The organism is Streptomyces sp. NPDC001222 (genome assembly GCF_042896945.1).
GTDB classification, from domain to species: Bacteria; Actinomycetota; Actinomycetes; order Streptomycetales; family Streptomycetaceae; genus Streptomyces; species Streptomyces gibsoniae.
The window spans coordinates 59891-86112 of sequence record NZ_JBIAXT010000021.1; the positions used below are offsets into that span (position 1 = coordinate 59891).

General features: G+C 70.5%; 22 protein-coding genes, 1 tRNA gene, 1 pseudogene and 1 riboswitch. Of the genes and pseudogenes, 20 read left to right on the forward strand and 4 right to left on the reverse strand.

Translation table 11 applies throughout. The features are described 5' to 3' along the window. Positions 1-196: 196 nt before the first annotated feature. The 15 genes from ACFY2Z_RS25820 (at position 197) to ACFY2Z_RS25890 (ending at position 17513) form a co-directional block, all read left to right on the forward strand. Positions 197-1153 (forward strand): hypothetical protein, encoded by a 957-nt coding sequence (locus tag ACFY2Z_RS25820; RefSeq protein WP_390746478.1) that lies wholly within the window; start codon positions 197-199, stop codon positions 1151-1153. Positions 1154-1191: 38 nt separating this feature from the next. Further along, the gene (locus ACFY2Z_RS25825) at positions 1192-2922 is read left to right on the forward strand and encodes an insulinase family protein (protein ID WP_390746479.1); all 1731 of its coding nucleotides are present in this window, start codon (positions 1192-1194) and stop codon (positions 2920-2922) included. Positions 2923-3171: 249 nt separating this feature from the next. Beyond that, complete coding sequence (locus ACFY2Z_RS25830; protein ID WP_390746480.1) at positions 3172-3999, forward strand: glycoside hydrolase domain-containing protein; 828 nt, start codon at positions 3172-3174, stop codon at positions 3997-3999. Positions 4000-4213: 214 nt separating this feature from the next. Further along, positions 4214-4867: a SurA N-terminal domain-containing protein gene (locus tag ACFY2Z_RS25835; RefSeq protein ID WP_390746481.1), complete on the forward strand. Its 654-nt coding sequence runs from the start codon at positions 4214-4216 to the stop codon at positions 4865-4867. Positions 4868-4960: 93 nt separating this feature from the next. Beyond that, positions 4961-6022: a nucleoside triphosphate pyrophosphohydrolase gene (locus tag ACFY2Z_RS25840; RefSeq protein WP_390746482.1), complete on the forward strand. Its 1062-nt coding sequence runs from the start codon at positions 4961-4963 to the stop codon at positions 6020-6022. A gap of 136 nt (positions 6023-6158) precedes the next feature. Beyond that, positions 6159-7478, forward strand: coding sequence for a cytochrome P450 (locus ACFY2Z_RS25845; RefSeq protein ID WP_390746483.1), 1320 nt, complete (start codon positions 6159-6161; stop codon positions 7476-7478). Positions 7479-7752: 274 nt separating this feature from the next. After that, entirely contained in the window at positions 7753-8769 is a 1017-nt protein-coding gene (locus tag ACFY2Z_RS25850) for a transglycosylase family protein (RefSeq protein ID WP_390746484.1), read from the forward strand. 210 nt (positions 8770-8979) lie between these two features. Further along, a riboswitch (cyclic di-AMP (ydaO/yuaA leader) is annotated at positions 8980-9147 on the forward strand. 4 nt (positions 9148-9151) lie between these two features. Then, a complete protein-coding gene (locus ACFY2Z_RS25855) occupies positions 9152-9847 on the forward strand; it encodes a transglycosylase family protein (RefSeq protein WP_390746485.1) in 696 nt (231 codons plus the stop codon). 304 nt (positions 9848-10151) lie between these two features. Then, the gene (gene eno / locus ACFY2Z_RS25860; RefSeq protein WP_351223471.1) at positions 10152-11438 is read left to right on the forward strand and encodes a phosphopyruvate hydratase; all 1287 of its coding nucleotides are present in this window, start codon (positions 10152-10154) and stop codon (positions 11436-11438) included. Between the two features lie 98 nt (positions 11439-11536). After that, positions 11537-12013 (forward strand): septum formation initiator family protein, encoded by a 477-nt coding sequence (locus ACFY2Z_RS25865; protein ID WP_390746486.1) that lies wholly within the window; start codon positions 11537-11539, stop codon positions 12011-12013. Positions 12014-12168: 155 nt separating this feature from the next. After that, positions 12169-12804 carry a DUF501 domain-containing protein gene (locus ACFY2Z_RS25870; protein WP_390746487.1) on the forward strand — a complete coding sequence of 212 codons (636 nt, stop codon included), beginning with the start codon at positions 12169-12171 and terminating at the stop codon, positions 12802-12804. Further along, a complete protein-coding gene (locus ACFY2Z_RS25875) occupies positions 12801-13742 on the forward strand; it encodes an exopolyphosphatase (protein ID WP_390746488.1) in 942 nt (313 codons plus the stop codon). Before ACFY2Z_RS25870 ends, ACFY2Z_RS25875 begins: the two co-directional genes overlap by 4 nt. Before the next feature lie 130 nt (positions 13743-13872). Further along, on the forward strand, positions 13873-14118 hold the full coding sequence (locus ACFY2Z_RS25880; RefSeq protein ID WP_390746489.1) for a hypothetical protein: 246 nt from the start codon (positions 13873-13875) through the stop codon (positions 14116-14118). Between the two features lie 444 nt (positions 14119-14562). Next, on the forward strand, positions 14563-15942 hold the full coding sequence (locus ACFY2Z_RS25885; protein ID WP_390746490.1) for an NAD(P)/FAD-dependent oxidoreductase: 1380 nt from the start codon (positions 14563-14565) through the stop codon (positions 15940-15942). 275 nt (positions 15943-16217) lie between these two features. Continuing rightward, entirely contained in the window at positions 16218-17513 is a 1296-nt protein-coding gene (locus ACFY2Z_RS25890; protein WP_390746491.1) for a class I SAM-dependent methyltransferase, read from the forward strand. A 92-nt stretch (positions 17514-17605) separates the two neighbouring features. Here the strand turns inward: ACFY2Z_RS25890 and ACFY2Z_RS25895 are convergent. Together ACFY2Z_RS25895 and ACFY2Z_RS25900 are read right to left on the reverse strand one after the other, a co-directional pair. After that, a pseudogene (locus tag ACFY2Z_RS25895) lies at positions 17606-20136 on the reverse strand (ABC transporter permease). Between the two features lie 93 nt (positions 20137-20229). Next, positions 20230-21000, reverse strand: a complete 771-nt coding sequence (locus tag ACFY2Z_RS25900; RefSeq protein ID WP_390746492.1) for an ABC transporter ATP-binding protein — start codon at positions 20998-21000, stop codon at positions 20230-20232. Positions 21001-21428: 428 nt separating this feature from the next. Here ACFY2Z_RS25900 and ACFY2Z_RS25905 point away from each other — a divergent pair. From ACFY2Z_RS25905 to ACFY2Z_RS25920, 4 genes are all read left to right on the forward strand, one after another. After that, positions 21429-21511 (forward strand) — tRNA-Leu (locus ACFY2Z_RS25905). A 593-nt stretch (positions 21512-22104) separates the two neighbouring features. Continuing rightward, positions 22105-22515 carry a hypothetical protein gene (locus ACFY2Z_RS25910; RefSeq protein WP_390746493.1) on the forward strand — a complete coding sequence of 137 codons (411 nt, stop codon included), beginning with the start codon at positions 22105-22107 and terminating at the stop codon, positions 22513-22515. 42 nt (positions 22516-22557) lie between these two features. Next, positions 22558-23031, forward strand: coding sequence for a hypothetical protein (locus tag ACFY2Z_RS25915; protein ID WP_390746494.1), 474 nt, complete (start codon positions 22558-22560; stop codon positions 23029-23031). A gap of 463 nt (positions 23032-23494) precedes the next feature. Then, entirely contained in the window at positions 23495-24385 is an 891-nt protein-coding gene (locus ACFY2Z_RS25920; protein ID WP_390746495.1) for a Bax inhibitor-1/YccA family protein, read from the forward strand. Positions 24386-24478: 93 nt separating this feature from the next. On the opposite strand, the gene ACFY2Z_RS25925 is transcribed toward ACFY2Z_RS25920, so the two are convergent. Further along, positions 24479-24706, reverse strand: coding sequence for a DUF4287 domain-containing protein (locus ACFY2Z_RS25925; protein ID WP_311700353.1), 228 nt, complete (start codon positions 24704-24706; stop codon positions 24479-24481). A 101-nt stretch (positions 24707-24807) separates the two neighbouring features. Here ACFY2Z_RS25925 and ACFY2Z_RS25930 point away from each other — a divergent pair, with 101 nt between their 5' ends. Beyond that, positions 24808-25119 (forward strand): hypothetical protein, encoded by a 312-nt coding sequence (locus tag ACFY2Z_RS25930; protein WP_388969098.1) that lies wholly within the window; start codon positions 24808-24810, stop codon positions 25117-25119. A gap of 72 nt (positions 25120-25191) precedes the next feature. Here ACFY2Z_RS25930 and ACFY2Z_RS25935 read toward each other — a convergent pair whose 3' ends face one another. Then, a complete protein-coding gene (locus ACFY2Z_RS25935) occupies positions 25192-26010 on the reverse strand; it encodes a hypothetical protein (protein ID WP_390746496.1) in 819 nt (272 codons plus the stop codon). Positions 26011-26222: the final 212 nt, after the last annotated feature.

The window sequence follows — 26222 nt, forward strand, 5'->3', positions numbered from 1 at the left end:
ATCGATGAGCAGGGCCGGCGAGAGCGGCGCGCGGATCACGGCGGTGATCGAGACGGGCGGACGCTACGGAGGGTTGGTTAACGCATGGTGAATGAGTGGTGTGGGAACGGTCAAGTCGGAGTTGTCTTTCTCCCGGCCGAGGGCCCGGTTTGCCCCGTCGGCGCGACGGTCATGGCGCTCCCCTAGGATCCGCCGCATGCCGCACGCTTCCGCCTCCGCCCTGCCGCCTCCCGACTTCGCGACCGCCTCCGCCTTCCCCGAGGTCACCTGGCTGAAGCAGGCCGCCGCCGCGTGGGACTGGGCCTCGATCCGGAACTACGTCGACGGGCTGCCGCGGGAGACGAACCGCAGCTTCGCCGTCGGTGTGCTGTCCGAACTGGCCGGAGTCGAGCAGTGGATGCGCGAGATCCTCGCCGCGACACCCGACGACGTGCTCGCCCTCACCGTCCTCGGCGGCCGGGAGGTGCGCATCGGCTGGGAGATCCGGACCGCGGCGCCCGCCACGAAGGTCAGCCGGGAGCAGTTCGCCGGGCTGCACGCGCATCTGCGCCAGGCCGAGCAGCTGCTGATCCGGGCCACCGCCCTCGACCCGTCGTTCGACGCGGCCTGGGCCGAGCGCCTCACCACGGCCATGGGTCTGCAACTCGGGCAGAACGAGGCGCGACGCCGCTACGACCGGCTGGCCGCGCACCACCCGCACCACTTCACGGCACAGGGCCGGCTGCTCCAGAAGCTCTGCCCCAAATGGGGCGGGAGCTGGGAGGCGGCCCACACCTTCGCGCGGGAATGCCTGCTGGCCGCGCCTGAAGGCGCCGTGAACGGCGGGCTGGTGGCCGAGGCGCACATGGAGCACTGGCTCGCCCTGCGGGGCGCCGAGCGCGAGGCCTATCTGCGCCAGGACCCGGTGCGGGCCGAACTCGTCGAGGCCGCCGAGCGGTCCGCGCTCCATCCCGGATTCCGGCGCGCCTACGGCTGGGTCACCGCCCAGGGCTACTTCGCCGCGGTGTTCTCCCTCATGGGGGACCTGCCGCGGGCCGCCGCCTGCTTCCGCGTGCTCGGCAACCTCGCCTCCGAGTACCCGTGGGCCGACCTGGGCGGCGACGCCGCCGCGGCCTACGTCAAACACCGCGACGCCGCCCTCGCCCGAGGCTGACCCTCCATGACGACGAACACGCCGAACAGAGGCCGAAGATGAACCCCCAGGCCGCCATCCACCCGACCGAGGTCGACGGCATACCCACCCTTTTCGCGTACGCCACCGGACCCGTGCGCGCCGGACTCGTCTTCCGTGTCGGGGTCGCCGACGAGACGCTCGCCCGGGCCGGGGTCACCCATCTCGTCGAGCACCTCGCCCTGCACCGGCAGGGCCTGGCCGACTACCACTTCAACGGCGCGACCAAGGCCGCCTTCACCCACTTCCATGTGGAGGGCGCCGAGCACGAGGTCGTGGCCTACCTCCAGGGCGTCTGCGCCTCCCTGACCGATCTGCCCATGGAGCGCCTGGAGACCGAGAAGGAGATCCTGCGCACCGAGGAGTCCCGGCGCGATGTCGGGCCGCTCCCGCTGTGGCGCTACGGGGCCCAGGGGCACGGCCTGGTCAGCTATCCGGAGTGGGGCGTCAGGAACCTTCGCCCGGAGGACGTACGGGACTGGGCGCGGACCTGGTTCACCCAGGGCAACGCCGTTCTCTGGGTGGCCGGTGAGCGGCTGCCGGCCGGACTCGGCCTCAGGCTGCCCGCCGGCGGCCGGCGCCCGCTGCCCGCGGTCACCTCCGCGCTGCCCGCCACCCCCGCCTACTTCTCCGAGGGCAAGGGCGGTGTCCTGCTGGACGCCGTCGTCGAGGACACCACCGCTGCCCGGCTGTACGCGGGCGTCCTGGAGCGCGAACTCTCCCGCGCGCTGCGCCAGGAGGGCGGCTACTCCTACACGACCGCCACCGACTACACCTCACGCCGCGACGGATTCGCCCTGGTGACCGCCTTCGCGGACGCCCTGCCCGCCAAGCAGGACGCGGTGCTCGGCGGCTTCGTCGACGTCCTCGCCGGGCTCCAGGTGGGCCGGATCGGCCAGGCCGGCCTGGAGGCGGTGCGCACCCGGGCCGACGGCGCGCTCACCGCGCCCGACGCTGCCGTGCGCCGGCTGCCCGGGGCGGCGGAGGACCTGCTCGCCGGGCGTCCGGTGCGCAGCACCGACGAACTCAGGTCGGAGCTGTGGGCGGTGACGCCGGGCCATCTGCACGCGGTCGCTCTGGAAGCCGCCGGGACGGCCCTGCTCCAGGTGCCCGCGGGGCACCGCGCGGACTGGGCCGGGTACACGGAGGCCCCCACCAGCTCGACGTACGCGGTGACCGGGCGCCGGTTCGCCTCGGTGCGCGGTGACGGGACGGCGCTGGTGGTGGGGGACGAGGGCATCAGCGTGACGGGCCGGGAGAGGGACGGGACGGAGGGCGCGGTGACCGTGCTCTACCGCGCCTGCGCCGCGATGCTGACCTGGCCCGACGGCGGCCGCCGGCTCGTCGGCACCGACGGCCTGGTCATCGAGGTGGATCCGGGGCTGTACGGCGTGGACGCGCACACGATGGCGGCCGTCGACGCGGCCGTACCGCCGCACGCCGTGGTGTCGCTGCCGCCCCGGCAGCAGCGGCCGGCACCGCAGGCGGCCGCGGCGGCCGCCACGGGCACCGAGACGTCCGGGCGGCCCGCCCCCACCCGGCGCACCGGGCGGCAGACGGCCGCGGTGGTCGTCTTCGGCCTCCTCGGCGGTCTCTTCGCCTTCTTCGCCCTGCTGCTGACGGTGTTCGGCGCCGGCGACCCGGAGACGACCACCGGCGAGTGGCTGGGCATCTCGGGCTTCCTGTGGGGCGTCGCCGCGTTGCTGGCCTGGCCCGCCGTACGGATTCTGCGGCGCACCCGGCGGGTGTGAGGTGCGCCGGGCGGCACACAGATCACGCGCAGATGGACGAACGGTCAAAGATTCCTCAAGCCGGGCTGTGTGAACCGAGTTAACGGTCACGCGGCTCCCTGGATGGGGTGTAGGTTTCAGTCATCCTCGGACGTCTGTGCGGACGCCGTCATGGGCGCGGCCGCGCCGGACGCGCGCCGCCGCCCGGGGCTCAGGGATTCTTCCGGCGGCCGCCGCGCGCGTGCCGCCTGTCGAGAAGTGGGGTTGGGGATGGCCGGTCACCGGCAGTCCAAGAAGTTCCGATACATCTCATGGGCGGCGGCGGGGGCCGCCGTCGTCGCGGGCGCCGGGATCGCGGCGCAGACCTCGATGGCCGCGACGACCTGGCCGGCGCAGAAGACGTTCACCGGGCACGCCTTCGACACGTGCACCGCGCCGTCGCTGTCCGCGATGAAGGGCTGGCACGACGGCTTCTACGGTGCCGCCGCCGTGTACGTGGGCGGCAAGAACCGCGGCTGCAACCAGCCGAACCTGACCGCGTCCTGGGTGAAGTCGGTCAGCTCCGTCGGATGGAAGCTCATCCCGATCTACGTCGGCGCCCAGCCGCCCTGCCAGACCAGCTCCAACCCCGAGAAACTCACCGCCGCCAACGCCACCTCCCTCGGGACGAGCGACGCCTCGGACGCGGTGGCCAAGGCGTCGGCGCTCGGCATCAAGGCCGGCAGCCCGATCTACCTCGACATGGAGCCGTACGACACCACCAACACGTCGTGCAACAACGCCGTGCTGGCCTATGTGCGTGCCTTCGACAAGCAGCTGCACGCCAAGACCTACCGCGCCGGCTTCTACGGCTTCACCAGCTCCAGCGCCAAGGCCATCGCCACCGCGAAGGACAAGACGGACCTGCCGGGCAACCTCTGGTACGCCCTGTGGGACAAGAGCTACACGACCACCACGGACTGGCCGTGGGGCTCCACCCAGTACACCAGCCACAGCCGGGGCCACCAGTACATGGTCAACAGCAAGGAGACCCGCGGGGGTTACACGCTCACGGTCGACCGTGACGCGTGGGACGCGCCCGTCGCCATCACCGGCTGAACCGGCTGAGCCCCTTGGACCGGCCGCAGGAGGCGGGAGCGGGGGTCCGGGCGGCGGCCGGGCAACCGGCGAAGTGAGTGGCGCGCATGTGACGACGGTGCCCGAAGTCCCGGTGAATCGTTGGTCGTACGGGTTGGCCAGAGCTGGGCCACTGCCTACCATCGATCACCGCAAGACCTTGTGCACTGTCGCACAATCTCCTCGGGAGGCCACCTTGCACCGCCGTCGCACCGCGATCGCCGTCAGCGCCGCCCTCGTCGCGGCCCCCGTCCTCACCGCGTGCGGTGAAACCGAGCACCCCGGTGCCGTGGCCGTCGTCGGAGGCGAGCGGATCACGGTCGCCCAGCTGGAGGGCCGGGTGAAGGAGGTGCGCACGGCGCAGCGCGCCGCCACCCCGGACGACACCCAGTACCAGCAGACGATCGCCCGGACCAGCAGCCTCGCCCGCGACACGCTCCAGAGCCTGGTCCTCGACCGGGTCCTGGACCGCGCGGCCGGTGACGCGGGCGTGTCGGTCAGCCGCCGGGACGTCGAACAGATGCGCGCGAACCTCGAACGGCAGGCGGGGGGCGCGCGGGCGCTGCAGTCGATCTGGCTGGAGCAGTACGGGGTGGCGCCCCGGCGCATCGACGACAACCTGCGCACCGAGGTCCAGGCGCAGAAGCTGTCCGCCGCGCTCGGCGCCGACATGAGCACGGCGGACGGCAAGGCCACGTTCTGGAAGGCGATGGCTCAGGCGTCCAAGGAACTGAACATCGACCTCAATCCGCGCTACGGCACCTGGGACGTGCGGAAGAGCAGCCGGGTGGACGCGAAGACGCCCTGGGTCAAGGAGGCCACGGCGGCCGCGGCACCGCAGCCGGCGTAGCGGGGACGACCGGCGGCGGAGTCCGGCGGGCCTCCGCGCGCCGGTCTGTGGAAAACTTCCGGGGCCGTCGGTGCCGTGGGTTACGTTCGAAGGGTGAACGCAACCAGCTTCGAAGGCGCCCCCGACCAGGGCCGGGACGCGGCGGCATCCGCCGCCCCCGGCCGGGTCGTCCTGCTCACCACCAGCCACCGGGTCGCCCCCGGGCTGCTGTCCTGGCCCGCGTGGCAGGCGCTGCGCGACGCCGACCGGGTGCTGTGCTCGGACGGCGCGCATCCGCAGCTGCCGTATCTGCGCGAGGCGGGCATAGCCGTCGAGCAGGGCGCCCCGAGCGCCCAGGACCTGGTCGACGCCTGTGCCGGCGGCCGCACGGTGGTCGTCGTCGCGACCGGCGAGGGCGAGCCGCGTCTCACCGACGGCCTCGCCCGGCTCGCGGGCTCGGGCCGGGTGCGGATGCCGGATCTGGAGCTGCTCCCCGCCTCCTACGACCTTCCGGGCGCCCGTCTGCTCGACCTGGTGCAGGTCATGGACCGCATCCGGGCCGAGTGTCCCTGGTCCTCGCAGCAGACCCACAAGGGCCTCGCCAAGTACGGCATCGAGGAGGCGTACGAGCTGGTCGAGGCGATCGAGGCGGGCGACCGGGAGGAACTGCGCGAGGAGCTGGGCGACGTCCTGCTCCAGGTCGTCTTCCACGCCCGGATAGCCGAGGAGGACCCCGAGGCGCCCTTCTCCGTCGACGACGTGGCGGGCGGCATCGTCGCCAAGCTGATCCACCGCCATCCGCATGTCTTCGGCGACGAGACCGCGACGACGCCGGAGGAGGTCAAGGAGCACTGGCTGCGCACCAAGGCGATCGAGAAGCAGCGCACATCGGTGACGGAGGGCGTTCCCCTGGGGCAGCCGGGTCTGGCCCTGGCGGCGAAGCTGTCCTCCCGGGTGCGCTCGGCGGGCCTGGACGTGCCGCTCCCGCAGGGCGAGGGCGTCGGCTACGAACTGCTGGCGCTCGCCGCGCACGCGGAGGCGGAGGGGGTGGACCCGGAGGCGGCCCTGCGCGCCGCCGCCCGCGCCTACCGCGACGCCGTACGGGCCGCCGAGGGGCTCGGGCCCGGCACCGAGGAGTCCGGGCCGGAGAGCGACGGGCTCGGGTCGGAGGTCTAGGAGCAGCTCCCGCAGAAAGCCGTCGATGGCCGCGGAGCCGGGGGCGAAGGCCGGTGGGTTCGTCGGCCGGAGGTGTCCCGGGGGCCGGGGGCGACCTGGCAGGGCGGGCCGGGGCGGCCGTGGATACCGTCGGGGAGTGACCGACCAGCACCAGCCCGCCCGCCCCGCTTCCGCCCCCGGCCCCGAACTCTTCACCTGGGAGTTCGCCGCCGACCCCTACCCCGCCTACGCCTGGCTCCGCGAGCACGCCCCCGTGCACCGGACGCGGCTGCCGAGCGGTGTGGAGGCCTGGCTGGTCACCCGTTACGCCGACGCCAAGCAGGCCCTGGCCGACCAGCGGCTCAGCAAGAACCCGGCACACCACGACGAGCCCGCGCACGCCAAGGGGAAGACCGGCATCCCCGGTGAGCGCAAGGCCGAGCTGATGACGCACCTGCTCAACATCGACCCACCGGACCACACCCGGCTGCGCCGACTGGTCTCCAAGGCGTTCACGCCCCGCCGCGTCGCCGAGTTCGCGCCCCGGGTGCAGGAGCTGGCCGACCAGCTCATCGACCGGTTCGCGGACCGCGGGACCGCCGATCTCATCCACGAGTTCGCCTTCCCGCTCCCCATCTACGCGATCTGCGACATGCTCGGCGTCCCCCGCGAGGACCAGGACGACTTCCGGGACTGGGCGGGCATGATGATCCGCCACGGGGGAGGCCCGCGGGGCGGGGTCGCGCGGTCCGTGAAGAAGATGCGCGGCTATCTCGCCGACCTCATCCACCGCAAGCGCGAGGCCCTGTCCGAGACGCCCGGCCCCGGCGAGGACCTGATCTCCGGGCTCATCCGCGCCTCCGACCACGGAGAGCACCTCACCGAGAACGAGGCCGCCGCAATGGCGTTCATCCTGCTCTTCGCCGGGTTCGAGACCACCGTCAACCTCATCGGCAACGGGACGTACGCCCTGCTCACCCACCCCGAGCAGCGGTCCCGCCTCCAGACCTCGATCAGCCGTGGCGAGAGGGACCTCCTGGAGACCGGCGTCGAGGAACTCCTGCGCTACGACGGCCCGGTCGAGCTGGCCACGTGGCGGTTCGCGACCCGGCCGCTCTCCATCGGCGGGCAGGACGTCGCCGCCGGTGATCCCGTTCTCGTGGTGCTCGCGGCCGCGGACCGGGACCCTGAGCGGTTCGCCGAGCCCGATGTGCTCGATCTCTCCCGCCGTGACAATCAGCACCTCGGCTACGGGCACGGGATCCACTACTGCCTCGGTGCGCCCCTCGCCCGGCTGGAGGGACAGACCGCGCTCGCCACGCTCCTCACCCGTCTCCCGGACCTGCGACTCGCGGTGGATTCCGCTGATTTGCGCTGGCGCGGAGGGCTCATTATGCGTGGATTGCGCACGCTTCCGGTGGAGTTCACCCCGATTCCGGGGGAAGATCACTGCCGTACCGCCGATGCCGCCGAATGAGGTGGCGGACACGCGGACGGTCACAGAAAAGTGACAGTTTCTCAGCTCCGTAATCTTCACGTGATCTGTGCTGCATTAACTTGTGACAAGTGATCGTCTGCGGATACCTTCACGCATCAACACGGCGGAACGCCACAGCCGCCGCGTTGGCCCCTGCTGTCGTGTGAAAGGCAACCGCATGCTCTCCGGGAACGGTCGACACCGTCGCCCCCGCCAGGCTCCGGCACTCCTTGTCGCCGCAGGGGTCACCGGCTCAGCGATCGCCATCCCGCTTTTGGCCGCCACAGGCGCGAGCGCGGCCAGCGGTACGACCTGGGACCGGGTCGCGGAGTGCGAGAGCGGTGGCGCCTGGAGCGCCGACCACGACAACGGCCACTACGGCGGACTCCAGTTGACGCAGGAGGACTGGGACAAGTACGGCGGCCTCGAGTTCGCCACCAGTCCCGACCAGGCGAGCCGCTCCCAGCAGATCGCCGTCGCCGAGAAGATCCTGGACAAGCGCGGCGCTCTCGCGTGGGGTACCTGCGGCGTGGCCGCCGGCCTGGGTCAGGACTCGGCCACCGCGGACGTCGACACGGGCGTGGGCGACCACCCCTCCGGCGGCGGCGCCGTCTTCTTCTCGGACACCGGGGTGGGCTTCGGGTCGCCCGATACGCACGACGCATCCCAGTCGTCCAAGTCGCACCACTCGTCGGGAGCGTCGGACTCGGCCAAGCCGTCGGACTCGTCGGGCTCGTCCGACTCGCCGTCGACGTCGCCTTCGTCGTCTCCGTCTTCCTCCGGGTCCCCGTCGTCCCCCTCCGCTCCCTCCTCGTCCGACTCCGGCTCCCCCTCGTCCTCGCCGTCCTCCCCGTCGTCCTCGACGGCGACGGACGGCTCGACCGGGGGCAACGAGGACGACAACGGATCGGACGACCTGCTCGGCACGCTCTCGGCCACGACGAAGAGCGACGAGTCGGACAAGGTCGCGCAGAACGGGGCGTCTTCGGCCTCGGGTGCCGGCCGCCACCGTGGCGACAGCGCCGACGAGGGCGACACGGACGGCCGCAGCGGCGAGTCGGCCGGCCGTCATGCCTCGCGCGGCTCCGCCGCCGGGCGCGAGACCGCCGACGACTCGTACCTCGTCCGTCTCGGAGACACCCTGTCGAGCATCGCCGACTTCCTTGACCTCAAGGGCGGTTGGCATGCGCTGTACGACGCGAACAAGCAGGAGATCGGCGCCGACCCCAACCACATCATGCCCGGTCTGAGCCTTGTGGTGACGGCTGGACTGTCCGGCGACGAGTCCTGAACAGTCGCTCGAACTGCCGCCTCGACGAAGCTATTTCACGCCCCGCTTCGCGCTGAATGTCCGGTTTGGCGAGAGTGAGATATGAGTCTCATAAGCCCTGATCGTCTTTGAAATTCGGCGCGTCGCCTGCTTACGGTCGTGACCGCTCGCCACAGCGGGCCCCGACGGTCGCAACGCCGAATCCTGCCAGCGGCCGTACGGGAACAGTCGACGCTTCCAGCGCCGTAGGCAGGAGCGGGGGACCCAAGGTAAGTGCCGCGCCCGGGAGTTGACCGGGTGCGGCTAGGGGTGGAGCCGTGCGCCGGGGAGGCGCGCGGCCGGGCAACTCAACCGGCCCGAACCCGACAGCTCACCTCGCAGGCGTCGGTGAGGGGATCGAACCATGCTGTGTTCCGGCAAGGGAAAGCACCGCCGTCCGTCCAAGGCCGTCCGCGCCATCGCGCTCGCCGGTGTCGCCGGCGCCGCCGTCGCCGGCCCGCTGATGGCGGCCGGCAGCGCCTCCGCCGCCACCGCCTCCCAGTGGGACGCCGTCGCGCAGTGCGAGTCCGGCGGCAACTGGTCCATCAACACGGGCAACGGCTTCTACGGTGGCCTGCAGTTCACCAACTCGACCTGGGCCGCCTACGGCGGCACCGCCTACGCCGCGCGCGCCGACCTGGCCTCCAAGGGCCAGCAGATCGCCGTCGCCGAGAAGGTCCTCGCGGGTCAGGGCAAGGGCGCGTGGCCGGTGTGCGGCACCGGTCTGACCAGTGCCCCCTACAACGGCGGCGCGGCCTCCACGGGCAGCTCCACCGGCTCCGGCAACTCCGTGAAGAGCACCACCACCCGCTCGACCGAGCCGCAGGCGGCCAATCGTTCCGCGCAGCGTCCGGCCGCCAAGAAGACCGTCACCACCCCGACCGGCAAGAAGGTCAAGAAGGGTGACGGCGAGTACAAGGTGGTCAAGGGCGACACCCTCAGCTCGATCGCCGAGAAGCACCACGTCCAGGGCGGCTGGGAGAAGCTGTTCCAGCTGAACAAGGACATCGTCGAGAACGCCGACCTCATCTACCCGGGCCAGCAGCTGCACCTGAAGTGACAGCTGTGAGGCGGCCGGCCCGCGGCCTCCCCCGGGTCGCGCCCCCCACGGTCGGCGCCCCCTGAGGACGCCCCGTCCCCACGGGCTCCCCGCTCCGATGCGTACACCCCCGAACGCATCGGAGCGGGGCTCTTCGCTTCGGCGTCCCTCCTTCGTCACCCGCCCTTTGTTCCGGGAACGAACAATGTGTACCGTCACCCTGTCCGCGGGACGGTCGGTCGGCTGGCCGATGCCCCGGGACGGTTAGGCTCTAGTCGCAAGGCACACCAGCCCCGCACTTTCAGCGTCACATTCCACGAAGGAGATGCTCGTGCCGTCCATCGACGTCGTCGTAGCCCGGGAAATCCTGGACTCCCGAGGCAACCCCACGGTCGAGGTCGAGGTCGGCCTCGACGACGGCAGCACGGGTCGTGCCGCCGTTCCGTCCGGCGCCTCCACCGGCGCCTTCGAGGCCATCGAGCTCCGCGACGGCGACCCCAACCGCTACCAGGGCAAGGGTGTCGAGAAGGCCGTCCTCGCGGTCATCGAGCAGATCGGCCCGGAGCTCGTCGGCTACGACGCCACCGAGCAGCGCCTGATCGACCAGGCGATGTTCGACCTGGACGCCACCGACAACAAGGGCTCCCTCGGCGCCAACGCCATCCTCGGCGTCTCCCTCGCCGTGGCCCACGCCGCCTCCGAGGCCAGCGACCTCCCGCTCTTCCGCTACCTGGGCGGCCCGAACGCGCACCTGCTGCCGGTGCCGATGATGAACATCCTGAACGGCGGCTCGCACGCCGACTCCAACGTGGACATCCAGGAGTTCATGATCGCCCCGATCGGCGCGGAGTCCTTCTCCGAGGCCCTGCGCTGGGGCACCGAGGTCTACCACACCCTCAAGAAGGTGCTGAAGGGCAAGGGCCTGTCCACCGGCCTCGGCGACGAGGGCGGCTTCGCCCCGAACCTCGGCTCCAACCGCGAGGCCCTCGACCTCATCCTCGAGGCCATCAAGCAGGCCGGGTACGTCCCCGGTGAGCAGATCGCCCTCGCCCTCGACGTCGCCGCCTCCGAGTTCTACAAGGACGGCAAGTACCTCTTCGAGGGCAAGGAGCGCTCCGCCGCCGAGATGACGGAGTACTACGAGGAGCTCGTCGCGGCCTACCCGCTCGTCTCCATCGAGGACCCGCTGTTCGAGGACGACTGGGCCGGCTGGAAGGTCATCACCGACCGCCTCGGCGACAAGGTCCAGCTCGTCGGCGACGACCTGTTCGTCACCAACCCCGAGCGCCTCGCCCGCGGCATCGAGGAGGGCACCGCCAACGCCCTGCTGGTCAAGGTCAACCAGATCGGTTCGCTGACCGAGACCCTCGACGCCGTCGAGCTGGCCCAGCGCAACGGCTTCAAGTGCATGATGTCCCACCGCTCCGGCGAGACCGAGGACGTCACCATCGCCGACCTGGCCGTCGCCACCAACTGCGGTCAGATCAAGACCGGTGCCCCGGCACGCTCGGAGCGCGTCGCCAAGTACAACCAGCTGCTGCGCATCGAGGAGATCCTCGACGACGCCGCGGTGTACGCCGGCCGCAGCGCGTTCCCGCGCTTCAAGGGCTGAGCACGCAGGGCAACGCCTTAGCCAGTCGTCCGTACGTCCCCGTACGCGGTCCCGTACCGTGTGCGGGGACGTACGCACGTGAAGGGGAGGCGGAAGACATGGCCGTGAAGGACCGTGACCGGTTCTCCACCGCGACCAGGCTGCGGCTGCTCGGCGAGCAGACGGCGGCCCGGGTCTACCGTTCCCAGACCAGACGGCAGGCCCGCCGTTCCCGGCTCACGGGCCGGGCCGCGCTGCTCGCCCTCGTGCTGTGCTCGCTGATCGTGGCGCTCGCGTACCCGATACGGCAGTACGTCTCCCAGCGTGCCCAGATCGCCGGCCTGGAGCGGCAGCGCCAGGAGGCCCGCAACCGGGTCGAGCAGCTGCGCGACCTCAAGGCGCGCTGGCAGGACGACGCGTACGCGGAGCAGCAGATCCGGCAGCGGCTGCACTATGTGATGCCGGGCGAGACCGGGTACATCGTGGTCGCCCCGGACCCGGCCAGGCAGTCCCGCGTACACCGGACGGCCTTCGCGCGCCCCTGGTACACCGGCGTCTGGGACGGGGTGGACAAGGCCGACGCGTCGGACCGGTGAACCCGCCGGACCCCGCCCGGTGAACCCGCCGGACCCCACCCGGTGAACCCGCCGAACCCCGCCCGGTGACCCGCCGGACCCCGCCCGCCGTACCTGCCGGATCCCGCCAGAGCCCGGCAGCGACACAAGAGAGACCAAGAGAGACTTCGTACCGCATGGAAACGCCCCCGCCGCCCACCCCGCCCACCGAGCCCACGGACGCGGATGTCGAGGCCATCCAGCAGCAGCTCGGCCGCACACCGCGCGGGCTGCGCGCGATCGCGCACCGTTGCCCGTGCGGGCAGCCGGACGTCGTGGAGACGGCGCCTCGGCTCCCCGACGGCACCCCCTTCCCGACGACGTACTACCTGACGTGTCCGCGCGCCGCCTCGGCGATCGGCACGCTGGAGGCCAACGGCGTCATGAAGGAGATGACGGAGCGCCTCGGGACCGACCCGGAGCTGGCCGCCGCCTATCGCGCCGCGCACGAGGACTACATCGCCCGCCGCGACGCCATCGAGGTCCTGGAGGGCTTCCCGAGCGCGGGCGGCATGCCGGACCGGGTGAAGTGCCTGCATGTGCTCGTGGCCCACTCGCTGGCCGCCGGGCCGGGGGTCAACCCGCTCGGCGACGAGGCGATCGAGATGCTGCCGGAGTGGTGGCGCAAGGGGTCGTGCGTGTCGCCCGCCGGGCCGCCGTCCGGCGACGAGTGGGAGGTGGAGACGACGGACACCGGCTGGTTCGCCGTTCAGCCCGTCCAGGTTCCCGCCGCCGAGGAGAACGGGGCCGGAGAGAAGGGGAAGGGCAAGTGACACGCGTAGCCGCCGTCGACTGCGGTACGAACTCCATCCGGCTCCTGGTGGCGGACGCCGACCCCGCCACCGGTGAACTCGTCGAGCTGGACCGGCGGATGACCATCGTCCGGCTCGGCCAGGGCGTGGACCGCACCGGGCGGCTCGCCCCGGAGGCGCTGGAGCGCACGTTCGCAGCCTGCCGTGAGTACGCGGAGACCATCAAGGGGTACGGCGCCGAACGGCTGCGTTTCGTCGCCACGTCCGCCTCCCGGGACGCCGAGAACCGGGACGAGTTCGTCCGCGGGGTCCTGGACATCCTCGGTGTCGAGCCCGAGGTCATCTCCGGCGACCAGGAGGCGGAGTTCTCCTTCATGGGCGCGACCAAGGAACTGGCGGGCCGGGACGACCTCGCCAGGCCCTATCTGGTCGTGGACATCGGCGGCGGCTCCACGGAGTTCGTCGTCGGCGACGAGCGGGTGGACGGTGCCCGGTCCGTCGACATCGGCTGCGTCCGTATGACGGAGCGGCATCTTGTGCACCACGGGGCCGTCACCGACCCGCCCACCGAGGAGCAGATCGCCGCCATACGGTCCGACATCGAGGCCGCGCTGGACCTGGTGGAGCAGACCGTGCCGCTGCACGAGGCGCACACGCTGGTCGGCCTCGCGGGCTCGGTCACCACCGTCTCGGCGATCGCCCAGGAACTCCCCGAGTACGACTCCACGAGGATCCACCACTCCCGCGTCTCCCTGGAGCGCGTGCGCGAGATCACCGAGTGGCTCCTGCGGTCCACGCACGCCGAGCGGGCGGCGATCCCGTCGATGCATCCGGGACGCGTGGACGTCATCGGCGCGGGCGCCCTCGTCCTGCTCGCGATCATGGAACGGATCGGGGCCACCGAGGTCGTGGTCAGCGAACACGACATCCTCGACGGCATCGCGTGGTCGGTGGCGTAGGAACCACTCGGACAACGAACCGGCAGGCCCGACTCCCCTCGAACGGGAGCCGGGCCTGCGGTTGTTGCAGGGCATTCACCGCGCCCCGGCACGGTCGGGTCCGGTCGGGGTCCGGCTTGTTCGCGGGCCAGTGATCACCAAGGGGTGGCGGTTCTCCTGGATCCTTCCGCTGGTCACCCTGTTCCCCCTGACGTACTGGCAGACCGACGGCCTGGGACGGTTCCGGTGGTGGGACTGGACGGATCAGCCCGGAGCCTCAATTCCCTGCTGGGGGATCGCCATCGGCAGCCTGCTCGCGGGCGGAGTCGCGATCACTCTGACGCCGTGGCGCGTCGCCAGGCTGTGGCGTGGTCTGCGCCGTCGGGCGGTGGTGTAGCTCTCTTTTGTTACTCATCGGTAGTCATCGACTGAGCAGGTCGGATAACGTCTGAGCGACGCCGAGGGGCCCTTCGGGGCGCCTCGCCGACGGTCGGTCGGAAAACTTCGTGAAGTTCTTCACAAGGAAAACCGCCGCGTGCCGCCGTCAAAGGGGGCCGGTCGGCCCTTGCGCGGGACTCTGAACCGTTTGAACATGTTCAGTCGGTAGGTGTGAGAGGGGCCCGGAAGGGAATGTTCCAGGGGTGTTCGGGCACCCTCACGGTCGCCTTGTACGCCCAGAGAGGCAGCTCACGCGGCATTGACAACGGATCATGGTGTGCCGCGGTTCCCGTCCGCCGCCATGACCTGTGTCACGCGGGTCGCGGAGTGTAGCACGGGCCCTCAAGAACCTTGTGAAGGGGCGCACGAGCGACCCCTCGGGGGCGGGTGGATACTCGATGGCATGAGCACCACGGAGCGTCCCAGGATCCTCGTAGTAGGCGGTGGGTACGTAGGCCTGTACGCAGCTCGACGCATCCTGAAGAAGATGCGCTACGGCGAGGCGACCGTCACGGTCGTCGACCCGCGCTCGTACATGACCTACCAGCCCTTCCTCCCCGAAGCCGCCGCCGGCAGCATCTCCCCCCGGCATGTCGTCGTCCCGCTGCGACGCGTCCTGCCCAAGGCGGAGGTCCTCACCGGTCGGGTCACCACCATCGACCAGGACCGCAAGGTCGCCACCATCGCGCCGCTGGTCGGCGAGGCGTACGAGCTGCCGTTCGACTACCTGGTCATCGCGCTCGGCGCGGTCTCCCGCACCTTCCCGATCCCCGGCCTCGCCGAGCAGGGCATCGGCATGAAGGGCATCGAGGAGGCCATCGGCCTGCGCAACCACGTCCTCGAGCAGCTCGACAAGGCCGACTCCACGACCGACGAGGAGATCCGCCGCAAGGCGCTGACCTTCGTCTTCATCGGCGGTGGCTTCGCCGGTGCGGAGACCATCGGTGAGGTCGAGGACATGGCCCGGGACGCGGCCAAGTACTACAAGAACGTGTCCCGTGAGGACATGCGCTTCGTCCTCGTCGACGCCGCCGACAAGATCCTCCCCGAGGTCGGTCCGAAGCTCGGCCAGTACGGCAAGCAGCACCTCGAGGGCCGCGGCGTCGAGGTCTACCTGTCCACCTCGATGGAGTCCTGCGTCGACGGGCACGTGGTGCTCAAGAACGGCCTCGAGGTCGACTCCAACACCATCGTGTGGACGGCCGGCGTCAAGCCGAACCCGGCGCTCGCCCGCTACGGCCTCCCGCTCGGTCCGCGCGGTCACGTGGACACCGCCGCCACCCTCCAGGTCCAGGGCACCGACTACATCTGGGCCGCGGGTGACAACGCCCAGGTGCCCGACCTCGTCGGCCGAAAGGCGGGCAACGAGAACGCCTGGTGCCCGCCGAACGCGCAGCACGCGCTGCGCCAGGCCAAGGTCCTCGGCGACAACGTGGTCTCCGGTATGCGGGGCTTCCCGCAGAAGGAGTACAGCCACGCCAACAAGGGCGCGGTCGCGGGCCTCGGTCTGCACAAGGGCGTCGCGATGATCGTCATGGGCAAGACGAAGATCAAGCTCAAGGGACGTCTCGCCTGGTACATGCACCGTGGCTACCACGGTCTGGCGATGCCGACCTGGAACCGCAAGATCCGGATCTTCGCGGACTGGACGCTCGGCATGTTCCTCAAGCGCGAGGTCGTCTCGCTCGGCGCCATCGAGTCTCCGCGCGAGGAGTTCTACGAGGCCGCCAAGCCGGCGCCGGTCGCCGCGGCCAAGACCGGGGAGAAGGCCAAGGCCTCCTGACCTGAAGGTCACCGTTCCAGCCGAAGGGCCTCCCGCCATCCGTGGTGCGGGAGGCCCTTCGGCGTTCGGCGTGCTTTCGGTGCCTGACCTCGCAAAGCGGCGCCCACCAGCCTTCGTACACGGGCATTTTGCCCAGCCGTAACGCCATCGGGGGACTGCGGCGCGGCCCCGCAGGTGTTTACGTGGTGTTGGACATCCCGGAACCCTTCCCCGGGCTCCCCGTGCGGTTCTCCGTCCGGTGCGAGCAGGGGATATCTCCATCGGAGGTGTGCACCATGGCCGACGCCGCGCCGCGGCTGAAGAGTCTCGTCGAACAGTTGCTGGGGGCACCGCTCCCGGTGCGCATCCGCGCCTGGGACGGTTCGGAAGCCGGCCCTCCCGGTGCTCCCGTCCTCGTCGTACGCAACCGCCGTGCCCTGCGCCGCCTGCTGTGGAAGCCGGGGGAGTTGGGGCTGGCCCGTGCCTGGGTCGCCGGGGACCTCACCATCGACGGCGATCTGTACACCGCCCTCGGTCTGATGGCCGGTCTCGTCTGGGAGCGCGGCGACGACTCCCGCACCCTCCTCCAGGCGGTCCGCGACCCGGACGTGCGCGCCGCCGTCCGCGGGCTCGCCCGGCTGGCCGGCCCCTTCCCGCCGCCCCCGCCGCCCCGTGAGGAGATCCGCAGAGTCCGCGGGCACCTCCACACCCGGCGCAGTGACAAACGCGCCATCAGCCACCACTACGACGTGGGGAACGACTTCTACGAGATCGTTCTCGGCCCGTCCATGGTGTACTCCTGCGCCTACTGGGACGCGCCCGGGGCCACCCTGGAGGACGCCCAGCGCGACAAGCTCGAACTCGTCTGCCGCAAGCTCGGGCTGAAGCCCGGTCAGCGTCTCCTCGACGTCGGCTGCGGCTGGGGCTCCATGGCGATCCACGCGGCCCGCGAGCACGGGGTGAGCGTCGTCGGCGTCACCCTCTCCCAGGAGCAGGCCACCTACGCCCGTAAGCGGATCGCCGAGGAGGGTCTCGCCGACCGCGTCGAGATCCGGGTGCAGGACTACCGGGACGTCGTCGACGGCCCCTACGACGCGATCTCCTCCATCGGCATGGCCGAGCACGTCGGTGCCGAACGGTACCTGGAGTACGCCCGCGATCTGTACGGCCTGCTGAGGCCCGGCGGGCGGCTGCTCAACCACCAGATCGGGCGGCGCCCCCAGCAGGACGAGTCCGCGTACTCCGTCGACGCGTTCATCGACGCCTATGTCTTCCCCGACGGTGAACTCGCCCCCGTCGGCACCACCGTGACCCAGCTGGAGCGCGCCGGATTCGAGGTCCGCGACGTGGAGTCGCTCCGCGAGCACTACGCCCTCACCCTGCGCGCGTGGGTCGGCGGGCTGGAGGCGCAGTGGGGGCGTGCGCAGTCCCTCGCCGGCCCGGGCCGTGCCCGTGTGTGGCGTCTGTACATGGCCGCCTCCGCCCTCGCGTTCGAACGCAACCGCATCGGCGTCAACCAGGTCCTCGCCGTGCGAACGCCGGAGTCGGGCGCGTCCGGGCTGCCGCTGCGTCCCCGCACCTGGCACGGCTGACATCCGTGCGGGCGAGCCCGTAGGAGGCGGGCGACGGTACGACGAAGGGGCCCCGTTCCGGTGGGAACGGGGCCCCTTCGCGACGGTTGCCGCTACTCCGACTTGATCGCCGCCAGCATGTTCAGACGAGCCGCCCGCCGGGCCGGCCACAGGGCGGCCAGCACTCCGACCACCCCCGCCAGCAGGAGGAAGACGGCCATCCGGCCCCAGGGCAGGACCAGTTCGTACGTCGACATCTTGGTGCCGAGCAGTTCACCGGCCGCCCAGCCGAAGAACACGCCCAGGCCGATGCCGAGGACTCCGCCGAACAGCGAGATGACCAGGGACTCCAGCCGGACCATCCGCTTGATGCCCTTGCGGTCGAGGCCGATCGCCCGCAGCATGCCGATCTCCTGCGAGCGTTCGAAGACCGACATGGCCAGAGTGTTGATGACGCCGAGGACGGCGACGATCACGGCCATGGCCAGCAGGCCGTAGAGCATGTTCAGCATCAGCGTGAAGATCTGCGCGATGCCGTTGGAGATGTCCTTCTTGTCCTGGACCAGGATGGCCGGGTTGTCGCCGAGCGCCTTCTGCAGCGTGCTCTTGGCCGACGCGGTGGCGCCGTCCGCCATCTTCACCATGACCTGCATGTCGGCCGGGTGGCGCAGATGCGGGGAGAGCGTCGCGTTGTCCAGCATGATGCCGCGCATCATCTCGGTGCTCTGGTAGACACCGGTGACCGTCAGCTGCTGCTTGCGGCCGTCCTCGTAGGCGACCGTGAACCGCGAGCCCGCCGTCCAGTGGTGGTTCTTGGCGGTCTCGTCGTCCACGACGACCTGGCTGCCGCCGACCTTGAAGGCGCCGTCGTCGACCTTCAGATCCGTCAGCTTGCCGATGGCGGGGCCGTTGACGCCGGTCACGTACTCGGTGTCGCCCTCGATGCGGGCGGGAGCGTTGCGCAGCGGGCTGATCGCGGTGACGCCGTCCGTCGTCCGGAGCGTCTTCTCGACATCGGGCGACAGCTCGTTGCGGTTCGCCATGGACACCACGTAGTCGGCCTTGATGGCGGAGGACGCCATCTTGTCGATCGCGGTCTGCAGGCTGCCCGCCATCACCGTCAGACCGGTGATCAGGGTCAGGCCGATCATCAGGGCCGACGCGGTGGCCGCGGTGCGGCGCGGGTTGCGCACCGAGTTCTGCCGGGCCAGCTTCCCGGCGATCCCGAAGACGCGCATCACCGGCGCGGCGGCCGCGATCAGCGGGCGGGACAGCAGCGGGGTGAGCACGAAGACACCGATGATGAGGAGGACCGCGCCGAGGCCCATCGGGCCCTGGCCGTCCGAGGCGTTCAGCGTGGTGGCGTACACCACGGTGCCGACGCCGGCCGCGGCGAACAGGGCGCCGATCGTGTTCCGTACGACCAGGGACTTGGTGGTGGCCTTCGCGTGCACGCTGCTCATCGCGGCGACCGGCGGGATCTTCGCCGCGCGGCGGCCCGGCAGCCAGGCGGCCAGCATCGTGATCAGGATGCCTACGGCGAGGGCGGCGACGACCGTGCCCGGGGTGATGACGAGGGGCCCGTCCGGAACGGTCCCGCCCAGCGAGCCCACCAGCGAGCGCAGCCCCGCGCCGATGCCGATGCCGGCCACCAGACCGGTGACGGCCGCGACCGCGCCGACCACGAACGCCTCGATGAGCACGGACCGGGTGACCTGGCGGCGGGAGGCGCCGACGGCGCGCAGCAGTGCCAGCTCCTTGGTGCGCTGGGCGACCAGCATGGTGAAGGTGTTGGCGATGATGAACGTGCCGACGAACAGCGCGATGCCCGCGAACACCAGCAGGGCGGTGCGCATGCTGCTCGTGGCGTCGGCGATCTCCTTGGCCTGGTCGTCGGCGAGCTGCTTGCCGGTGGTGGTGGAGGCGGTGTCCTTCGGCAGGATCTGGTCGAGGGCGTTGCGCAGCGCGATCTGGCTGGTGCCCGAGGCCGCCTTCACATCGATCTCGTCGTAGGCGCCGGGCTTGTGGAACAGGCGCTGGCGGTGGCCGTGTCGAAGAGGACGAGGCTGCCGCCGGCCGCCACGTTGCCGTCGTCGGTGGTGAAGATGCCGGTGACCTTCGGGGTCAGCACCGGGCCGTCGATCGACAGCCGCACGGTGTCGCCCACCTTGTATCCGGCGCGCTCGGCGGTCTTGGAGTCGATGAGGATCTGGTCCGCGCCCGTCGGGGCATGCCCGCCGACGATCGGGTACCGGGCGTCAGCGGTCTTCCAGTAGTTGCCGCCCTGGGACTGGAAGCCGCCGCCGATGAGCTTGCCGTGCTTGTCGGCGATGGCGGTGAAGCCGTTGACCACGCCGACGGCCGACCCGGCGCCCTGCACCTTGGCGGCCTTGTCGAGGAGGGCCTGGGTGAGCTGGGGCTCCTCGGCGATCCTGTCGCTACGGGTTTGGTGGCCGCCGTCGGGCCGGATGGCCACGTCGACCTGGTCGAAGCCCTTGGCCGAACTCTTCTGGTAGGCGTCCGAGATGGTGTTGGTGAAGACCAGGGTGCCCGACACGAAGGCTACGCCGAGCATCACGGCGAGGACGGTCATGAGCAGCCTGGCCTTGTGCGCGAGCACATTGCGCAGGGCGGTACGGAACATTTCTCTTCCTGGGCTGGGGTCGGGACGGGGGACGGGCCGGTCAGGCCGACGGGGGTCCTGGGGCGCGGGCCCCGGGGGCGGGGTACGGGGACCTCAGCTCGTCCGGCCCTTGGCGTCGAACTGCTTCATGCGGTCCAGCACCGCGTCGGCGCTCGGCTCGTGGAGCTCGTCCACGATCCGGCCGTCCGCCAGGAAGATCACCCGGTCCGCGTAGGCCGCCGCCACCGGGTCGTGCGTGACCATCACGACCGTCTGCCCCAGCTCCCGCACGGAGTTGCGCAGGAAGCCCAGCACCTCCGCGCCCGAGCGCGAGTCCAGGTTTCCGGTGGGCTCGTCGCCGAAGATGATGTCCGGCTTGGACGCGAGCGCCCGCGCCACCGCCACACGCTGCTGCTGACCGCCGGACAGCTGCGCGGGCCGGTGGCTCAGCCGCCCCGCGAGCCCGACCATCTGGATCACGGTGTCCAGCCACGCCTTGTCCGGCTTGCGGCCCGCGATGTCCATCGGGAGGGTGATGTTCTCCAGCGCGGTCAGGGTGGGCAGCAGGTTGAACGCCTGGAAGATGAAGCCGATCTTGTCCCGGCGCAGCTTGGTGAGCTGCTTGTCCTTCAGCGAGCCCAGTTCGACGTCGCCGATGCGGACGGAGCCGGACGAGAAGGTGTCGAGCCCGGCGACGCAGTGCATGAGCGTCGACTTGCCGGAGCCCGAGGGGCCCATGATGGCCGTGAACTGGGCCTGCTGGAAGTCGACGGTCACTCGGTCCAGGGCCACCACCTGGGTTTCGCCCTGTCCGTAGACCTTCGACAGGTCCGTGGCGCGGGCGGCCACCGTGGTGGTCCGGTCGGCGAGAGGGGTGCTGGTCACGGGCGGGTGCTCCTGTCGGGACGACGAAGGTCAAGGGGACGTGTTCCATCGTCGCCGCCGATCGGTCCCGTGGAGTCAGCCGCTGTTCCCGTTCCCGGGACAGCCTCGAGTCGGACCGGGCCCATCGGTCTCATACCTGGGGATGAGGAGCGCCCCTGAGGGCGTCCCCGCGTCCGCCCAGAGCAGAAAGCGGTTGGTCAGCCGATACGTGCAGGTCGCAGTGCCCTCCTTCAGGACGGTGAAATTCCGTCATTCCGCATACACGGCCCATGGTCGCCCGAAAGGCTATTGGCAAGTGCGGATGGCCCGTACCGAGTGCTGATGCTCCCTCAGACCTCAATAAAATAAGACAACATCGCATCGTGCGCCCGCTGTTCGGGGGATGCCTCCCGATAGGCTCGGAACGCTCGATGCGGAGCCCATGGCCTGCCCGGATGGTGGAATGCAGACACGGCGAGCTTAAACCTCGCTGCCCCTCGCGGGCGTACCGGTTCAAGTCCGGTTCCGGGCACCTCCATGCCTGCGGCGGTAGGCCGCGGGCCTCTGTCGAAGTGACGCGACGGTGGCCCCCTGGTTGCATTTCTGCCCTCTCGCGTGCGTTTTCGCCCCTGTTTGCCGCATTCTTCGGGAGCTTGCGCGTGGCATGTGCCTGACGCTGGGTGACGGGGAGGGGGTGTCGGCGGGTCGGCCGCTCATGGCTGTGGCGGGAGCTGTGAGGCATCTTCGGGGCCCGGCCGTGGATCTGACGGACCGTGAGCCCTCACGAACCCGCCGGCTTGAGGTGAGAGTGTGAACGTCGGGTGGGCATCGCCGACGCGAGTTCTCCCGACCCGAGCGGCCGCACCCCGACCGCCTGGCCGTGGCCCGGACCTCGTTCAACGTTGAAAGGCCCGGTCAAGGAACCGCCAAGGAACGCGCCGCTCATGTCATGAGCGCATCAATCGCCGCTAATGTCGTGATCGACCACAACTCGGCGCGAGTGCCCCAGAGGGCGGGCCGCTCACCGAAAACGGGGGAATTGCCTTGATGTGCCCCTATGCTCGCCGTCGGCACCGCACGTGCTGCCGCGCTCCTCACGGGGCGACCACCGAGGTGTCGACCGACGTGCAGCAGGACGAGGTGGTGTCGGTGCAGAACGGTGATGCCGCCTGCGGATGGGTGTCCAACGACTGTCTGCGAGCACGCCCGGGGTTCCTCGAGAACCAGGCGAAATCTGTCGCGGCGGAGCCGCAGAGCCACTTCGGATGCAACGCGGACGTGTATATCGACGTCCGGGGCACCGGGCTCAAGGCGAACATGTGGAACACCACGGCCAACGCCAATGTGGGGTGCAGTCGGGTGAAGTACGTGCGGAACTCGAACCAGGTCTTCGAGTCGGCTCCCATCTGTCCGCCGAACAGCAACCCGGGCGTTTACCCCTACGCGAACCCGAACACGACCTATCCGCAGAACACCAAGCTGTGCTACGCGTGGACGAAAATCACCGGATATCCGTGTGCCACCGTGCACCGCTGATCCGGTCGCAGACGAAACGAAATACGGTTCGACAGGAGCGACATGCAGGACGATGAAGCGGTCGTCGCCCGGGGAGTGCTTCCGTCCGGAGAGGACTGGCAGCTCACCGTCACGGTCCGCCCGGACGATGTCACGACGATGCTCGGCGTCAGGAGACGGGGTGCCGCGGTGTTCGGCGGCGGCATGGGCGGACCGGCGCTCGCGGAGCATCGCGACCTCAACCTCTACTGGGGCAGAGAGGGCGATTTCCTCGGAATCGTCGTGCGAGCCGCGGATTCCGTCGCACAACTGACCCTGACGGTGGGATCGGCCGAGCCGACCGAACTCCGGCTCTATCCGGTCCCGCGCTGTCCCGGAGTGAATGTCGCCGCCTTCGGTCTGACAGTGGACGGCATGGCAGAGATCTCGTTGTCGGCCCGTGACGAAGACGGGCACATGCTGGAGACCTATTCGTTCCCTGCCGCTCCGCCCGCTCCTCCCCGGGGAAATACCGGTGATGGCTGGCGCGCTGGTTGACGTTTCCGTGGAAAGTGCCTCCGGCCGTCGAGAGCGAGGGTTTCCGAGATCCCTTTTCCCGTTCCGACCGGGGGCGTTTTCCGGTGGGCGGAGGTCATGAGGCGGGCGCCGCCGACCGGCCCCTGGCCCGCGGTCCGTTGCACGGGCTTCCGGCAGACGCACCCCCTAGGGGGAGACCTCGGGGTTTCCTCGGGGTGGGTCCTCGGAGGTCCGTCCGGGTGGGGTCGGCGGCGGCCGGTGTCACCCGTCCGGGTGAAGAGCGGGCCGTGGCCGGTCCGTGGCCGGTCTCGACTCTGTTCCGACTCGGTCATGGATGGGCCGCTTACGTGCTGGGAATCACGCAGGTGCGTAGCGTGTTGCGCGCAAGGACGAGGGAAAGATCCTCCCCAAGCAGTAGGGTCAATCCTTTGCCTACCTATTACTCTTGAGCCAAGGCCACGCAGGGTGGCCATGGAGGAGTGAAATGAGGAGCAGCAACCCGGTCTTCTCGCGTCGGGGGTTCAGCCGCGACAACGGCTACGCGAGCTTCAACACCGCGCCGCAGGCCGGGGGAGCCGCTGTCGGCACGCAGGGCAACCCGTATGCGCAGAACCCCTACGCGGGCGGTGCCAACCCCTACGCGCAGAACCCCTACGCCCAGCAGACGCAGTACGGCGCCCCGCCGCAGGCCCCGGCCTCCACCGGCCGGATGACGATGGACGACGTCGTCATGCGCTCGGCGATGACGCTCGGCACGGTCGCCGTCGGCGCGATCCTCGCGTGGACGCTGCTGCCGATCTCGGCCACCGGCTACGGCCTCGCGGTCGGCTCCGCGCTGATCGCGTTCGTGCTGGCGATGGTGCAGTCCTTCAAGCGCACCCCCTCGCCCGCCCTGATCCTGGGGTACGCCGCCTTCGAGGGCGTCTTCCTCGGCGTCATCAGCGAGATGTACAACGCGCAGTGGTCCGGCGCGCCCTTCCAGGCGGTGCTCGGCACCATGGCGGTGTCCGGCGCGACCCTGCTCGTCTACAAGGCGGGCTGGATCCGGGTCACCGCGCGGTACGCCCGCATCGGTATGGCCATCGCCATCGCGTTCGTCCTGGTGATGGCGGTCAACCTGCTGCTGGTCGCGTTCGGCGCCGCCCCCGACGGCGGGCTGCGCAGCATGGGCCCGCTGGGCGCGCTCGTCGGCATCATCGCGATCCTGCTCGGTGCGTTCTTCCTCACCCTCGACTTCAAGCAGATCGAGGACGGCATCGCGTACGGCGCACCGCGCGAGGAGTCCTGGCTGGCCGCGTTCGGCCTGACCATGACCCTGGTGTGGATCTACGTGGAGATGCTGCGGCTGGTCGCCATCTTCAGCAGTAACGACTAGTACCGGTCAGTGCCGGTCGGTCTCAGCCGAAGGGCCCCCGAACCACGGTTCGGGGGCCCTTCGGCATATGGAGTCGGGTTCGACGGTGCGCGCTCAGGCGAGTTTGCGCGCGGCCCTTCTCAGGTCGTACTCGTGAATGAGTGCCTTGGCGTGGCCGTAGGCGAGATTGTGCTCGTGCCGGAGCCAGCTGACCTTCTCCTCGAAGCAGAGAGCGGGGCCTTCGGCGACGGTGCGAAGCCAGTCGGACACTTCACGACCGGTGCAGTGCGGGATGCGGGCGAGCAGATTGCGATGGGTCTCTTCGGAGAAGACTTGGGACATCGGCGCCTCCGGACGCGTTCGACGAAGCCGGTCCTTCAAGTCACCGTGCCTGAGTGTTCGCCTGTTGGCAACAGTCCTGCCGCGACGCGTAGTCTCGCCGCGTGCTTGATACGACGCCTTTGACCCAGGCTGTGGATCACTTCGCCGACCGCCTGCGGGCCGCGCCCCAGAGCCGGCTGCAACGGAGCGCCGCGGCCGAGGCGCTCGGCCTGGCAAGGGAGTTGGCGCGCCGCGCGCAGCTCCTGGAGGATCCCTCGGCCGAGCCCCGCGACATGCCGGACGCGGGTATGTTCGCGGTCGCCGACCAGATCACGGTCGCCGCACACGATCTCGCGGTCGTCCTGAGCGACGAGGAGGAACTCGCCCAGGCCGTGACGCTGGTGCAGGAGGCACAGCAACGCGCCGGGGTCTGAGGCGCGTACGCCTTCGGCGCGATCGCATCCCCCGGGAGCCGTGCCGGTGGCCGCCGTGTGCCACCGGTCTCGTCAGAGGGTCGCGATGACGCGGTCCGCCAGGATGTAGACGCTCTCGTCGCCGCACTCGAACGTCAGCGCGTACGCCCCCGAGACGCCCGAGCCGCCGAGCAGGACCGGCGCGTGGCCGGCGTCCAGGGCCGCCGTCAGGCGCTCCGCCGTCTCGCGGTGGCCCGGCGTCATGCACAGCGTCGTACCGTCCGCGAAGACGTAGACGTCGAGGGTCCCCAGCGGGCCGGGGCGCACATCGGCGAGTTCGACACGAGCGGCGGCCAGCTCCTCCAGACGGGCGACCGTGCGCTCGTGGTCGTTGACCACAGGGGACGGGGACGGGACGAAGTCGGGGTGCGAGGGGTGCCGACGGCGGGCGGCGGCCAGCTCGGGGGACTCCCCCCCGAGGCCCTCGTCCACGGAGGAGTTCTGAGCGAACTCGTTCTTCTCGAGGAAGGGTTCCGCCACCGGTTCCAGGCTGTCGTGCTCCAGGCCCGCGAAGTCCGACTGGTGGGGCACGAACAGCTCGCTGTCGGGCAGGCCGAACAGGGTGGGGGCGTCGGCGATGTCCCGGGCCTCCTGGGCGGCCCAGAAGGCCCGCGCCTCGGCCAGCTCACGCTCCCGCTCCTCGGCCAGCGCCTCGGCCACGGCGGTGCGTATCTCCTCCGCGTCCGTGCCGGGGCGGGCGGCGGGCACCAGGCCCTGTGCCTGCGCGGCGCGGCCCTCGGCGAGTTCGCTGCGCAGGGCCGCGATCTGCCGGCGCAGCGTGCGCACGCTGCGCAGGACGGCGACGCCCACGCCCGCGGTGGCGGTCGTGGTGAGCAGCAGGGCAATCGGCATGGCGCTCACTGACGTACTCCCGGTTCAAGGTCGGCCCCGGACTTCCTACATCAGCTTGAAGGGTGGACTAACCAGCTGTCAGTGCGTAACGTCACGAAACGGACAGCGTCCGGGTGTGCAAGCCTCCCCCGGAAACGGCTCTGACCTGGGTAAACCCTAGTCGGAGGGAGATAGGTCACATCCTGGGGGAGATTGGATCACAAAACGGCCCG